Source organism: Halobacillus sp. ACCC02827, from assembly GCF_030291935.1.
Taxonomy (GTDB): domain Bacteria; phylum Bacillota; class Bacilli; order Bacillales; family Halobacillaceae; genus Halobacillus.
Genome location: NZ_CP128168.1, coordinates 1,314,644 through 1,327,297, shown reverse-complemented (window position 1 = coordinate 1,327,297; position 12,654 = coordinate 1,314,644). Strand labels below are relative to the sequence as shown.

16 protein-coding genes and 1 riboswitch are annotated in these 12,654 nt (G+C 50.6%); of the genes, 3 read left to right on the top strand and 13 right to left on the bottom strand.

The features are described from left to right. Positions 1-10: 10 nt before the first annotated feature. From QRD89_RS07055 to QRD89_RS07045, 3 genes are all read right to left on the bottom strand, one after another. Positions 11-376 (bottom strand): DUF4870 domain-containing protein, encoded by a 366-nt coding sequence (locus QRD89_RS07055; RefSeq protein ID WP_008637454.1) that lies wholly within the window; start codon positions 374-376, stop codon positions 11-13. A gap of 261 nt (positions 377-637) precedes the next feature. After that, positions 638-1,204, bottom strand: coding sequence for an NADPH-dependent FMN reductase (locus QRD89_RS07050; protein WP_008637453.1), 567 nt, complete (start codon positions 1,202-1,204; stop codon positions 638-640). Between the two features lie 25 nt (positions 1,205-1,229). Continuing rightward, positions 1,230-2,288 carry an LLM class flavin-dependent oxidoreductase gene (locus QRD89_RS07045; RefSeq protein WP_026578510.1) on the bottom strand — a complete coding sequence of 353 codons (1,059 nt, stop codon included), beginning with the start codon at positions 2,286-2,288 and terminating at the stop codon, positions 1,230-1,232. 121 nt (positions 2,289-2,409) lie between these two features. Between QRD89_RS07045 and QRD89_RS07040 the strand changes: the two genes are divergently transcribed. After that, on the top strand, positions 2,410-2,739 hold the full coding sequence (locus QRD89_RS07040; protein ID WP_008637451.1) for a winged helix-turn-helix transcriptional regulator: 330 nt from the start codon (positions 2,410-2,412) through the stop codon (positions 2,737-2,739). A 27-nt stretch (positions 2,740-2,766) separates the two neighbouring features. On the opposite strand, the gene QRD89_RS07035 is transcribed toward QRD89_RS07040, so the two are convergent. Genes QRD89_RS07035 through QRD89_RS07025 form a run of 3 tightly spaced genes read right to left on the bottom strand, consistent with a single transcriptional unit; the run spans position 2,767 to position 4,056 of the window. Then, entirely contained in the window at positions 2,767-2,958 is a 192-nt protein-coding gene (locus QRD89_RS07035) for a PspC domain-containing protein (RefSeq protein WP_026578509.1), read from the bottom strand. Between the two features lie 18 nt (positions 2,959-2,976). After that, entirely contained in the window at positions 2,977-3,468 is a 492-nt protein-coding gene (locus tag QRD89_RS07030) for an NUDIX hydrolase (protein WP_286096593.1), read from the bottom strand. Between the two features lie 6 nt (positions 3,469-3,474). Next, positions 3,475-4,056, bottom strand: a complete 582-nt coding sequence (locus QRD89_RS07025) for a helix-turn-helix domain-containing protein (protein ID WP_026578508.1) — start codon at positions 4,054-4,056, stop codon at positions 3,475-3,477. A gap of 102 nt (positions 4,057-4,158) precedes the next feature. Here QRD89_RS07025 and QRD89_RS07020 point away from each other — a divergent pair, with 102 nt between their 5' ends. Then, positions 4,159-5,109 carry a DMT family transporter gene (locus tag QRD89_RS07020; RefSeq protein ID WP_286096592.1) on the top strand — a complete coding sequence of 317 codons (951 nt, stop codon included), beginning with the start codon at positions 4,159-4,161 and terminating at the stop codon, positions 5,107-5,109. A 78-nt stretch (positions 5,110-5,187) separates the two neighbouring features. Next, entirely contained in the window at positions 5,188-5,952 is a 765-nt protein-coding gene (locus tag QRD89_RS07015; RefSeq protein ID WP_026578506.1) for a DUF4397 domain-containing protein, read from the top strand. A 33-nt stretch (positions 5,953-5,985) separates the two neighbouring features. Here QRD89_RS07015 and QRD89_RS07010 read toward each other — a convergent pair whose 3' ends face one another. The 7 genes from QRD89_RS07010 to QRD89_RS06980 form a co-directional block, all read right to left on the bottom strand. Further along, positions 5,986-6,522, bottom strand: coding sequence for a GNAT family N-acetyltransferase (locus QRD89_RS07010; protein ID WP_286096591.1), 537 nt, complete (start codon positions 6,520-6,522; stop codon positions 5,986-5,988). 19 nt (positions 6,523-6,541) lie between these two features. Beyond that, positions 6,542-7,006, bottom strand: coding sequence for a hypothetical protein (locus QRD89_RS07005; protein WP_286096590.1), 465 nt, complete (start codon positions 7,004-7,006; stop codon positions 6,542-6,544). Positions 7,007-7,089: 83 nt separating this feature from the next. Then, a complete protein-coding gene (locus QRD89_RS07000) occupies positions 7,090-8,532 on the bottom strand; it encodes a phospholipase D family protein (protein WP_286096589.1) in 1,443 nt (480 codons plus the stop codon). Between the two features lie 175 nt (positions 8,533-8,707). Next, positions 8,708-9,277, bottom strand: coding sequence for an energy-coupled thiamine transporter ThiT (gene thiT / locus QRD89_RS06995; protein ID WP_008637432.1), 570 nt, complete (start codon positions 9,275-9,277; stop codon positions 8,708-8,710). A gap of 89 nt (positions 9,278-9,366) precedes the next feature. Continuing rightward, a riboswitch (TPP riboswitch) is annotated at positions 9,367-9,466 on the bottom strand. A gap of 83 nt (positions 9,467-9,549) precedes the next feature. Continuing rightward, positions 9,550-10,287 carry an alpha/beta hydrolase gene (locus tag QRD89_RS06990; RefSeq protein ID WP_008637430.1) on the bottom strand — a complete coding sequence of 246 codons (738 nt, stop codon included), beginning with the start codon at positions 10,285-10,287 and terminating at the stop codon, positions 9,550-9,552. Next, positions 10,241-11,149, bottom strand: coding sequence for an SDR family oxidoreductase (locus QRD89_RS06985; protein WP_286096588.1), 909 nt, complete (start codon positions 11,147-11,149; stop codon positions 10,241-10,243). The genes QRD89_RS06990 and QRD89_RS06985 overlap by 47 nt, the downstream gene beginning before the upstream one ends. A gap of 195 nt (positions 11,150-11,344) precedes the next feature. Next, positions 11,345-12,589 carry an MFS transporter gene (locus QRD89_RS06980; protein ID WP_286096587.1) on the bottom strand — a complete coding sequence of 415 codons (1,245 nt, stop codon included), beginning with the start codon at positions 12,587-12,589 and terminating at the stop codon, positions 11,345-11,347. Between the last annotated feature and the right edge of the window lie 65 nt (positions 12,590-12,654).

Below are 12,654 nucleotides of genomic sequence, written 5' to 3'. Positions count from 1 at the left end.
CTTTTTTTGCTTATTTATGCACTTTTCGGAGCTGGTCTTCCGCCATCCTGCCGAGGACGGGCAGATGATAGCGCCCTCCCTGATAAGCCTTGTACATAAGAAAAAGCCAAAGGATGAAGGAAACCGGCGCGATCAGGATGCTTACAAGCAGGCCGAGGACGGGAACGAAATTCAGCACGATGGTCAGAAGGAAAATCCCTCCGAAGACGAAAATCGACTGGACAGCGTGGAAGCGGATCGTCTCGTTCTCTTTCTCGATGAGCAATAGGACAGTGCCTGTGATAAAACCAAGCAGATAAGCTAACAGACTGCCGACATTCTCCTGCAACCCTGTGGATGACCGCCGCGGACTCATTTCCTTCGGCCCTGGAGCCATTTCGACCACTCCTTCTTCCATAATAAGAGCATAGGATGTAAAAAGTTTTCTGATTATTCTGTAATTTTATTATACGAAGGATGTCGAAACCCGTCAACAAAAATCGAAAAATAACTACTTACTATCCAGCACGGCGGGAACAAGAAGGAGTGCACGGAAGAGATCGGGATCCGGAGAATAGAGCACTTTCCGTGAGTCGTGCCATTTCCCGGAGTCCGCTCGCTCTTGCCCCCATCCCCTCTTCATTAAAGCTCCGGCCTTTTAGAAGTCATAGTCCTCTTCCCTCTTCTCCAGCATCTGCTTGTACGTATCGGCAAGCAGTTTCGTATCTTCGACGAGACGCTCGATCCGAAATAGAACGTCATCATTCACGATCGCTTTCCCTCGGAAGTCCTCTTCGACGAGAAAAACGAACGTCTGGACGATCTGTGCTTTCATATAGGACAGAATCGGTTTCAGCTGCTGCTCTGCAATCAAATAGTGCTTGGATGAGCCTGCCGTGACGACAATGCTTACGACTTTATCAAGGAAAGCATTGACCGGAAGCATGTCGAAGACGTTCTTCAGCGCCCCGGGAATGGATGCTTGGAATATCGGCGTGCCAATGATCACAGCATCGGCTTCCATGATCGTTTTTGTCACGTATCCGGCATCCCCTTCATATTCCAAGTAGTTGCGTCCATCGCTGTATGGAATGTCATACTCAGCCAGATCAAGCAGCTCAAAGCTGGTATCCGGATATTTTTGTTTCCACTCTTGCTCTACCTGTCCCAGCGCGGTTCTTGTTTTCGAACCGACGACGGAACCGGAGATCGCTACCGTTTTCATCCCTGTATTCCTCCTTGTTTCTTCTTTATTTTCCTTTGGTGTATTTACGGACAGCGGGCAGGATTTCTGTTCCAATCAGATCGATGTTCCGCTTCAAGTGCTTCAAGGGCATGCCGCCGAAGTCGATTTGAGCCAGGTAACGCTGATGTCCGAACACTTCCTTCTGATAGAGAATCTTCTCGATGATCTCCTGCGGACTGCCGACATTGATGACGTTCCGCTTGTCTCTCGCCTGAGCAAAGACCTGCTTCGGAAAACCCTGTCCGTTCGTCTTCTTCATCCCTTCGTTTATATACGGATACATCGTACGCAGTGCCTCCTGTGTCGTATCTGCGGCAAAGAAGAATCCGGTCGTTCCCACAGGCAGTTGGGCAGGATCAAATCCATGCTCCTCCGCGGATCGACGGTACGCCTCCACCCTGCTTTGAAACACACCTGCCGGACCTCCAAGGGCGGCAAGCATCATCGGAACGCCCGCTTCTCCCGCTTTCCGGGCGCTTGCAGGCGTTCCTCCGACCGCCCGCCAAATCGGAAGAGAGCCGTTCTTCGGCCGCGGCAGCACTTCTGCGTTTCTGAGCGGCTTGCGGAATTCCCCGCTCCAGTTGACTACTTCTTCCCTGTTCAATTGAAGAAGAAGGTCGAACTTCTCTTCGTATAATGCCTCATAATCCCGTACATCATAACCGAGCAGTTCAAACAGTCCGACTCTCGATGCACGGCCGGCAATGATTTCCGCCCGGCCGTCCGATATAAGATCGATGGTCGCAAAATCTTCATACACCCGGACCGGGTCCGAGGTGCTGATGATGGTCGAGGAGCTTCCAATTTTAATGTTCTTCGTCGCCTGAGCAACAGCAGAAAGAACCACGGCATGGGCCTGGGTCGCAAAATAATCCTGATGGCTTTCTCCGACACTGAAAAAGTCGATGCCGGCTTCATCTGCCAGTTCAGCCACCTCTATAATTTCCTGTATCCTTTGTTTTGCTGAAATACGTTCGCCTGTATTCGGGTCCGGAAGGTGATCGCCGAGCGTGTATAGCCCGAACTCCAATCCCTGCTCCGGATTAATTCGATAGGACTGCATCGTCATACCTCCTGGTTGAATGATCGTTCCCTTTCATTATGCGCCTCGATGTGGAACGTGTGAAGAACGCACTTCAAAGTGGTATAGTATACTTAAAGAAACTGTGGAAGGAGGAACCCTTTTGAATCCACAATTATGCCGCGTGGATGACGCGCTCCAAATCCTTGTCGGGAAATGGAAGCCGATTATCCTGCTGCACTTACTTGAAGAAGATACCCTCCGTTTCAGTGAATTGAAACGCCTCATTCCAGGTATTACACAGAAGATGTTGACCAATCAGCTCCGGGATCTGGAAGAGGAGGACATCATCGAACGGGTGGTCTACCCTGTCGTGCCACCGAAAGTCGAGTATTCGATAACGGAGTACGGCCGTACGCTTCACCCTATTCTTGATGCCATGCATGCATGGGGAACCAATCATCTCCAACGCAAAGAAGCCAAACATAAATAAAGACCGCCTGGAGTCTATCTCCGGCGGTCATATTTGTTTGTCTGTCGGCATGACGATCGCTGCGATGATGTAGATCAGCCACGTCATCCCCCCGGTGAAAAAACCGGAGACAACGAGCAGGATACGCAAGAGACTGACATCAATGCCGTACATCTCACTGACCCCTCCGAGCACTCCTGATACTTGGGAATCTTTCGTCGAACGATAGAGCTTCTTCATACCTTCTCCTCCTTCCACCTAAAATAATTCCTGTACGTAAGAAAGCGTGGGCACAAGCCTGTTCTCCCCGACCATCGCTTCCAGCTCCTGCCGTGTCACCCACCTGCCCTCACTAACTTCGCCTTGCTGCAAGACAACCGCTTCTTCCTTAAAATCGTGCTGAAAAACCCAGACATCCATGAAATCTTGAAACTCCGCTCTGCATACAGATTTCTCCAACGAACCGGATGCATCCTGCAGATCGATACCGATTTCTTCCTTTACTTCCCGAAGCGCTCCTGTATAACTGTCTTCCCCTGCAGTCACCGATCCACCCGTTCCTTCCCAGTACCCGCCGAAATGCTTCTCCGGGGCACGCTTCGTCACAAACACTTCTCCCCTGCTGTTTTTAATCCAGACATGCACAACTATGTGATACTCCCCGACAGCCATCGGCCGGCCGCGTTCCACCGTTTGCCCTGTCTTCCGGCGCTTTTGATCATAGATATCCCAAAGTTCGACTGGAGCCATCTCCCTTCATGCTTTCGTATAAATCATGACAAAATGAAGCACCGCTTCTTCTTTTCCCCTGTTCCGATATCCGTGCGGCTGGTCAGCGTGAAACTTGATCGAGTCGTGGACGTTAAGCGGATAGACTTCCTCTCCTACCACGACTTCCGCCGCCCCTTCCATGACCGTCACGAACTCGATCACACCGGGTTGATGGGCTTCCGCAGTGTAAAAGCTGTCCGGTTTCAGAAAAGCACGATGCGTCTCCAACGAACCGTAGCCGGAGTTCGTAAACATCGGTTCGAGCGTCAGCGATTCATCTGCGCTCAATACTTTACGGCCCTCCTGCTTTCTTGAAATGACGACCTCTTTACTGTCAGCGACCAGCGCCGTGATCGGGATGGCGAGTCCATTTGCGATTTTCCAAATGATCGTGAGAGAAGGGTTCGCCTCCCCGCGTTCGATCTTGCCGAGGGTCAGTTTGCTGACCTGCGTCTTTTCCGCCAGGTCGTTTAACGACATTTCCTTCTCTTTGCGGATATTCCGCAGTTTCTTTCCGACATGTTTGGCGAATGTTTCCGGGTTTTCCCAATGTTGATTATAGTCCATAGCATTCTTCTCCTATTTTTATGTTGCCGAAATCCCAGGTATTAAGTATATTATAATAAACCTAAACAAAACTATAATATACCAAAAGGGAGTCCTATTGTTATGAAAGAGCTGTTACTTGGCATCATTTCCTCGATGTTTTTCGCTGTCACATTCATTTTGAACCGTTCGATGGAACTGGACGGGGGCAGCTGGATGTGGAGTGCTTCCCTCCGATTCCTGTTCATGATTCCGTTCTTATTCTTTATTGTACTCGGTAGAAGAAATCTCCTACAAGTGTTTTCTGAAATGAAGCAGGCCCCCCTGCAATGGCTTACATGGAGCTTTGTCGGATTTGTACTTTTCTATGCACCGCTTACCTATGCCGCTGCTTACGGACCTGGTTGGCTTGTCGCCGGAACGTGGCAGATGACGATCGTCGCAGGCATCCTTATCGCTCCCTTGATTGTGAAAGGCAAGGGTGTCATGCAGTGGCGGGCACTCGCGATCTCTTCCATCATCCTCTTCGGCGTGTTCTTGATACAATTCGAAAAGGCCGCCGACACGACATTTCTTGAATGGGTCGTCGGAGTACTTCCTGTGCTTGTCGCCTGCTTCGCTTACCCGCTTGGTAACAGAAAAATGATGGCCGTTTGTGGCGACAGGCTGGATACGTTCCAGCGCATTTTCGGGATGACGCTTGCCAGTCTGCCGTTCTGGCTTGTATTAAGTGCCATTGCCGGCGTTCAAGCAGGCGCACCGAGTCCCGGCCAGGTCGTACAGTCGCTGATTGTTGCGGTTTCCTCCGGAATCATTGCCACAACCCTGTTCTTTTTTGCAACGAACCGCGTCCAGCATCACCAGGGGAAGCTGGCTGCTGTGGAAGCGACACAGTCGACGCAGATCCTGTTCGTCATTGTCGGGGAAGCGTGGCTGCTTTCCAGTCCGCTGCCGAGCGGCCTTGCTCTTCTCGGCGTCTGTCTGATTATGATCGGGATCGTCATCCATACGCTGTTCATGAGTTTCCTGAACAAGCAGGCCTCTCCCGTCCAAGCGTTGTCCAAAGCCGAGTAAACAGAATGGTTGGTCTCTTTCCAGGAAAGCACGCATAGGCTTGTGTTAGAGATTTTTTCCTGGGAGGGGATGATGAACATGAATGATGGCAGGGATCAGCTTGCGTGGCAGGCGATGAAGTATGATCTGATGGCGAATTACTACAAATATATCGACCCCAGGCTGCATGTGTACTATTACCAGAGACACCTGGAGTGCATGCAGCGGCTCATCATGAGCGAGCGCAGTGAAATGGGACCGGGTGGATCCGGAGGAAACACGGGGATGAATGCGATGGTGCGGGTGCTGCACGCCTCACCGGACGCACCGGCCGTCGACGTCTATGTAAACGGACAAAAGGTTCTTGGAGGTATCTCTTATAAACAGCAGAGCAATTATTTGACCGTTCCAGCAGGCACTTATAAGATTGACATCTATGCAGCCGGAGATACAAGCAGTCCGGTCTTGTCCCAGCAGGTGAGCGTCGACGGAGGCAACCGCTATACCGTAGCCGCAGCAGGAGCTGTGAATAACCTTCAGCTGATACCGGTAGTAGACAGCAGCAGTGTCTCTTCCGGAAGCAGCAAGGTGAGGGTGTGGCATTTATCACCGAACGCTCCGGCCGTCGACGTCGCCGTCAAAGGCGGGGACGTCCTCTTCCGGAACGTTCCATTCGGTAAAGCGACCCGTTACATGACCCTGCCGCCGACGACGGCCGACCTGGAAGTCCGGGTCGCCGGTACGAATCAGGTCGTCCTTGAAATCCCTCAAGCGACGTTTAAGCCGAATGAAGCATATACAGCTGTTGCCTTAGGTTTCGCCGGGGGCGACCCAGCCCTTGAAGCGATGTTCCTTCAGCCATAATACCGCCAAATCCCGGGCCGTCCCGGGATTTTTTTATTGGGCTGTCGGCGAAAGAGGCTTCTCCATACGGATATCCGCCCACATCCTCCCGTCATAGTAGGTGAATCCTTCTTCTCTGGCTATCTCCTTGTAACCGAGTCTGCTGTATAGTCTGTGCGCAGACTCGTTGAATTCAAAAACTCCGAGCTCGACCCGATTCAAGCCCATCTTCTTCATTTCCTCCTCCATAAATAAAATCGCTTTAGCGCCGATACCTTTCCCCCGGGCGCCGGCTTCACCGATGGTGATCCCGATCCAGCCGGAGCCCTTCTCTTTCCTAAAGAGATGTTCCGGATCGATCATGAAGTTCATTTCACCGACAAGGACCCCGTCCAGCATGATGGCATACATTTCATGGTCCTCCAGGCGCTTCGTCAGCGTATCCACCGTCTGCAGACGTTCCTTCTCGAAAGACGCTTGATTTTTATGAGGTCTTGCAAGTGCACTGATTGTTCGATCGTTCTCCCAACGGTTGTATGCCGCGACCATTGTCTCGTCGAAGGCGGTGATCTTTCGGAATTCCAATTTCATCCTTACCACTCCTCTTCTATTATGCAGCTCTTTTCAGCTGCTGCCATAAAGCATCCGCCTCTTCAAGAAGCTCCTTGTACTCCAAACCCACATATATGCATAGGGCGAGGATGAAGGCGATCGCGACGACATCCAACACTCCCTGCCACTTCGGTGAAAGAAGAGCACGCGTTCCATACCTTTTTGAGAAAATACGGGACCCTGCCCCGATGACTAGAAAAAGAGGAAGACTGATGATCCAGGCAAAAAAATTGTGGAGGCGTTGATCCATGGCAAGAACAGCGACTTCCTGCTCACTGGAGAGCGCTTGAACCTCAACAACTTCCTTTTTCTCCCACATCCAATCTTGACGAGTGACTGTCTTACCGTCTTCTCCCATATCCATCCCTAGAGGAACCGTATCTACGCCATACATCAGGACTTGACTCAACAGGAATACGGATGCAACAGCGATGATCTCGATGACGATGCCGGTTGCTTTCATAACATCCCCCCTCCTTCTATCGTAGCATAAAACGTTCCCGACACAGAAAAACCCCCGGACGCTCATCATCCGGAGGTAGTCTATCAATAGGTCGTAAACCACGTCCATTTCTGCAGGTAATACGTGGCATAGCGAATAAACGTCAGCTTATCCGTATATTCCTCATAATCCGCTGTGAAATGACCGTCTTCGTTATTCCAAAGCTTGGTGAAGTAGCCGTCGACCTCCTGAAAAACAGGCTCTTCTCCGCTTCCTTTCATCACGACGTTCGCTTCCAGGTTCAAGTCTGCCAGGTTCCGTCTCGTATAGTTGGCGGAGCCGGCAATGATGACGTCTTCCTCTTCTTTATCTAAATAAAGCATCTTCGTATGGAATTGTTCGATATTCACATCATACCAGCGGAGATGGATGTTCTTATTCCCGAGCCGCTGCATCTCTGCGGCTACGGGTAAATTAGGAATCCCCGTCTTCTCATGTCCAAATGACTGCTTGTTCGGGTCCATGATGATGTTCGCTTCCGCCCCCCGGTCTGCTGCTTTGTCAATCAGGTCAATGATCTTTCTGTCCGCAAGGTAATACATGCCGAGCCAGATCGTATCTCCTTTTCCAACATCCTTAAGTTCTTCCAAAATTGCCTGGTACGTCTTTCCTTCCGTGACGAACTTGGTCTTCACTGGACCATCCTGTTTTTCCCATTTCCTGTTCTTGTAATCCGGGAAATCAGCGTCGCCGGAATAACGGACAACTGCCTCCTCGGCTTCGAGAATGTCCCGGATGATCGGGCCTGTCATCTTGAACGCCACATTCTCATGGTAACCGCTCGCGTCATGCGGGTTGGCCGTCGATACGATTGCCGCATCTTCCGTCACAACGAGCTTCCTGTGATTCGCTTTAATATTCATCAGCTTCAAATACGAGCGCAGAGTGACACCGGGTGCATCTTTTGCGAGCGGGTTGCTGATCCAGCCGCCGTCGCCTGTCCCCATCCATGAAGCCGTAAGCCTCCAGACGCTGGAGTAGAGCGGGTTGGAATCACGGAGCTCGTTCAGGTCCGTCAGCACGACATCGACACCCCCATCCCTCAGCCGCTTGATCGATTCCGACTCATAAGACCCGTAAACCGTATTGATTGGATCGGTGATGAAAACGACCTTCAAGTCAGGATGCTTTTCCTTTTGGGCGAGAATGGCATCCACCAGGTTTTCCGACAGTGGCGGAAAATCTCTTTTTCCATCTGTGTAGCCGTTAAATAAAAACATATCTGCAACAATGAAATCCTCCGCCTCATCAATCATGGCGTTTATTTCATCGAATATCTCCGCGTCGTGAACCGTATTACCTTCTTCATCTTCATACGTGAGATCCCGAAAAAACTCCACGCCCGATAGTTCGTGCACGTCCCCTTCATAGGAGATGCCCTCAGGAAGCTTCTTCCACGATGTATGATAAGCGATCATGAAAACGAGTACGATAAATATAAGAATGACAATCAACCAAAACCGCTTCTTTCTAAAAAGCTTCTTCATTTCCAGCCCTCCTTTTATGTAACCAGTGCAATGGTATATACACTTCTACAGGAAGCATGAAACCCATATGCTATAAAATAGGGTCTCCCTCCCTATAAAAAATAGAAAAGCATCGTGCCGGAGCACGATGCTTTTAGTGGTTTAGGATTCCTAGGAGCGGGATGGGAACCTTGTATTATTCTTGTGTGAGCAGCTTCGGACGCTGCAGAAAAAGAATGATGAGGACGATACTGCTCAATACGAATGCAGGCAGCATATACCCCCCGTTATAGACGAGCGAATACAGCCAGACCGGCTGTCCTTCCGGCGCGAACTCCCCGTAAAAGACGATCCCTGCGAGAAAATGTCCGAAGAAACGCAGGAGACTCCCGACAAAGCAGCCGACAATGATCCAGCCGACGATCGCTTTTTTGTTTTGTTTCCGTACCGCGTTCCATACCGGCTTTGCCGCGACACCTGCAAGTCCGATGACACCGAAAGCTACGAAGTAATCAAGAAACGTCTGAAGAGGTGTCATGATGTAAGCACCGGTTAAGATTTGATAGGCCCCGAGCAGCAGCCCGGTGGCGACTCCGCCTTTGATTCCCCAACGGAAAGCGATGATGAAGACAGGAACCATCGCGAGCGACACAGAACCACCCTGTGCCCACAATTTGAATGAAAGAAATGGAATGATGTCCAAAAGCAGTGCCAAAGCAGAGAATATAGCTACTTCGACAAGAAATAATACACGACGATTTCTCATCGTTATCTACCCCCAATAATTGAACACAAAAAAAGCAATGCCAAAAAGGGAAGCTTCCTGATGGAGGAGTCCCTTGTTGAGCATTGCACCATCAAAAAAGCCGCCATCCCTGCGCCAGTGCTAACTGACAGGTTCGAAGGGTCTGGACACAGCGTCCACTCTCAGCCGGAGGCTCCCCTTGAAGGCTTTATACCGTTTACTTTTCTTGATTTGTCTTCTATTATAGTCGAAACCACCCGAAATTACAAAGGCCTTTTATTTCCCGGGGAATGCTATTTCGTATTTGTGTACGTCTGGAAAAACTCCAGACTGCGCTCGATGATCAAGTCTTTATCATGGTCGAGCGTTGCGACGTGATAGCTGTCATCCAAATGAATAATTTCTTTATGCTCGGAAAAAACCGTTTCAAAGATTACCTCGGAATTGTTCGGGGGCACGACATGATCCTCCCTTGAAACGAAAACGACGATCGGACAATGAATGCTGCTTAATAGATCCCTGGTCTTCCCCATGAGCATCGACAGCTCTTTAATCGATTTTACCGGTGTCCGATCATAGCCGAGCTCGTCACTTTCCGGATCTTTAATATCCGATCCAATCGCTTCAAGAAAGCGCTCCTCTGTGCTCGAGCTGTTCTCAAGCACCGGGATATCGATTGCTGCATTGATCGGGATGACGCCGGCGACCTTCTTCTTCCCTGCCACATATAAAGCAAGCGTCCCTCCCATCGACAAGCCGACGACGAAGATTTTTTCACAACGCGCTTCCAGCCAGTCAAAGGCTTCCATGACCGATTGAATCCAGTCTTCATGACTCGTGGACTCCATGTCCTCCGGCGTGGTCCCGTGCCCCTTCAGTCTCGGACAGACGACGGTATACCCGGCGCGGCCATATGCTTCTGCCAGCGGCCTCATACTTTGCGTCGTTCCTGTAAATCCATGGGATACCAGGATCCCTACCTCATTACCCTCGAACCGTATCTCTTCTGCCCCACTCATCACTGCGGTCATTTCGTTTCCTCCTGTTCGTTTTTCCTTTTCCTAAAACCGTCGTCAGCACTGCTTTCTCCAATATTCTCCAAGGCATGACCCGTTTCAGAAATACGTTGAACTTCACTTTCGCTCCGATTGGAAAGCGCAGCTTCCGTATTCTGTCCTGCTCGACCAACTCGGTCATCAATGCAGCTACATCCGACGGATTTTCGCGGCTGTCTCCATTCAACGCATTCCATAGTCCTTTTATGTAATCAGCATAGGGAGAATCAGGGTCATGGACAGCGTCCGGGAGTTCCATTCCGGCTGACCATATATTCGTTTGGTACGAGCCCGGCTCTACAAGAGCAACATCGATGCCGAATGGCTGGACCTCGAAGCGGAGGCTTTCTGTAAGCCCTTCGAGCGCATGTTTCGATGACACGTATGCCGATAACCCCGGGAATCCGATCAAACCGCTGACGCTGCTCACATTGATAATCTTGCCACGCTTCTGCTTCCGCATGAGCGGCAGAACTGCCTGGGTGACGGCGATGACCCCGAACACATTCGTCTCGAACTGACGTCTGTACGCTTCCAGCGGTATCTGCTCGAGAAAGCCGCCGATTGCAAAACCAGCATTGTTGACGAGAACGTCGACTGCTTCCAAATCGTTCAGCTTTTCTTTAAATGCAGCGATGGAAGCATCATCGGTCACGTCGAGCTTCCAAACCGTGATCCGGCTCCTCACGTGATTGGAAATCGCTGCGTCCTCGAATACTTCCGCTTTTTCCATGTTCCTCATTGTCGCGATTACCGAAAACCCTTTTTCCGCACATTTGACCGCCGTCAAATAGCCGAACCCACTCGATGCTCCGGTAATCAATACGGTTGGATTCATGTCATTTCTCCTCTCTGCTTCCTCATTCCTTATAACGTTCGATATCAAACACTTGTTTTCCTCTAATGCCCTCTGTACAAAAACACAATGGTTTCTCTGACGGGATTGATCTTATAAAATAAGTTCTTCCCTTTCTCTCCCGTACTTTCCCCTGTTCTCCCGCATATCACGGCAGGCAAAAAGAAAAGGCCCCGCTTAATCGGCGGAGCGCAGGACAGGATAAGTCACATATAAAACGAAAACACTCACGAGAAGGGGCAGCGCGCTCCATGCCATCAACGTTTGAATCGGAATTCCCCAGCCGAGAAACAGAGAGGTGACCGCGTACGAGAGCGGAATCAACCCAAGCGACCCGGTCCGTATCAGACTCATCACCCTCCCCACCTTGCTTTCTTCTGCAGACGATTGAACGAGGGATAGGAGCGGAATATTGACGGCCGTAATGATCATGCCGATAAGAACGATAATGAGCACGGATAGAACAAGCGTATCTGTCCGGCTGAAGATAAACATACCGGCTCCTTCGAGAGCGATCAAGTACAGCGCATACGCTCCCCGTCTCCGCCGGATGTTGAGAAAACCGATCAGGACTGCTCCGAGAATCATCCCGAACGTCAGTCCACCTTGGACGAGACTGAAATCGAGGGCACTTCCTTTCAGGACTCCCTCCACGAAGATCGGCAGCCCCATCATCAAAGGGCCGGAGATGAAAAAGTTGACGATGATCGTAATGATGAACAGCGACCGCAGCAGTCTGGACTGCCACGTGTAACGGAAGCCCTCCGCCAATTGGGCATAGAACGGGGAACGCTCCCCTTCCTGCGCATCCTTTCCCTGCTTTTTCACAAATAGAATTCCGACACCGGATAAGATAAGAAACAGGACGATGATCAGAAGGACGAAGCTGTAGGAAAGCGAATGGATCAGGACACCGGCAAGGAGTGGTCCGGTGAACGTAGCAATCTGGATCGTTCCCTGAATAACGGAGTTTGCGCGCGTCAGCTGATCCTTCCCTGTCACTTTCGGAAGCAGCGCATCTCTTGCCGGCTCGAACATTCCGCCGCAGGCTCCGAACAGGCCTGCGTGGACCGCCATGATCCAAACAGGAACCTCCTGAAGGGTAAGAAAACAAATCGATAAGGTAAAGAGGAAGACAGCCATCGTTAAGTCCGATGCCGCCATGACCTTCGTTTGACTGCAGCGGTCCGCGACCACTCCACCGACAATCATGGAAACCATCCGCACCGTCGTCAAGGAAATCAACACCATGCCGAGAGCCGCTGCCATATGTAACGACTCTACGATGTACCACGACTGAAGAAACATAAACATCGACAGGCTTAAACTGGAAACAACCGTTGTAAAGGACAATAGGAGAAAGGATCTTGACTTCCATAACGAAACCCCTCTTTTCTCCTCATATGACTTTGCGCTTTCCATAACATCTCCTCCTCGGATGCCGGCGCAGGCCGACGGTAAAAATTATTTTACTGTTGCACAAAAAA

What these genes read in the sequence shown, in the direction of transcription:
- QRD89_RS07055 (WP_008637454.1), bottom strand. Translation starts at nt 376, where the DNA reads ATGGCTCCAGGGCCGAAGGAAATGAGTCCGCGGCGGTCATCCACAGGG.
- QRD89_RS07050 (WP_008637453.1), bottom strand. Translation starts at nt 1,204, where the DNA reads ATGAAAACGGTAGCGATCTCCGGTTCCGTCGTCGGTTCGAAAACAAGA.
- QRD89_RS07045 (WP_026578510.1), bottom strand. Translation starts at nt 2,288, where the DNA reads ATGCAGTCCTATCGAATTAATCCGGAGCAGGGATTGGAGTTCGGGCTA.
- QRD89_RS07035 (WP_026578509.1), bottom strand. Translation starts at nt 2,958, where the DNA reads ATGAAGAAGCTCTATCGTTCGACGAAAGATTCCCAAGTATCAGGAGTG.
- QRD89_RS07030 (WP_286096593.1), bottom strand. Translation starts at nt 3,468, where the DNA reads ATGGCTCCAGTCGAACTTTGGGATATCTATGATCAAAAGCGCCGGAAG.
- QRD89_RS07025 (WP_026578508.1), bottom strand. Translation starts at nt 4,056, where the DNA reads ATGGACTATAATCAACATTGGGAAAACCCGGAAACATTCGCCAAACAT.
- QRD89_RS07020 (WP_286096592.1), top strand. Translation starts at nt 4,159, where the DNA reads ATGAAAGAGCTGTTACTTGGCATCATTTCCTCGATGTTTTTCGCTGTC.
- QRD89_RS07015 (WP_026578506.1), top strand. Translation starts at nt 5,188, where the DNA reads ATGAATGATGGCAGGGATCAGCTTGCGTGGCAGGCGATGAAGTATGAT.
- QRD89_RS07010 (WP_286096591.1), bottom strand. Translation starts at nt 6,522, where the DNA reads ATGAAATTGGAATTCCGAAAGATCACCGCCTTCGACGAGACAATGGTC.
- QRD89_RS07005 (WP_286096590.1), bottom strand. Translation starts at nt 7,006, where the DNA reads ATGAAAGCAACCGGCATCGTCATCGAGATCATCGCTGTTGCATCCGTA.
- QRD89_RS07000 (WP_286096589.1), bottom strand. Translation starts at nt 8,532, where the DNA reads ATGAAGAAGCTTTTTAGAAAGAAGCGGTTTTGGTTGATTGTCATTCTT.
- thiT (WP_008637432.1), bottom strand. Translation starts at nt 9,277, where the DNA reads ATGAGAAATCGTCGTGTATTATTTCTTGTCGAAGTAGCTATATTCTCT.
- QRD89_RS06990 (WP_008637430.1), bottom strand. Translation starts at nt 10,287, where the DNA reads ATGACCGCAGTGATGAGTGGGGCAGAAGAGATACGGTTCGAGGGTAAT.
- QRD89_RS06985 (WP_286096588.1), bottom strand. Translation starts at nt 11,149, where the DNA reads ATGAATCCAACCGTATTGATTACCGGAGCATCGAGTGGGTTCGGCTAT.
- QRD89_RS06980 (WP_286096587.1), bottom strand. Translation starts at nt 12,589, where the DNA reads ATGGAAAGCGCAAAGTCATATGAGGAGAAAAGAGGGGTTTCGTTATGG.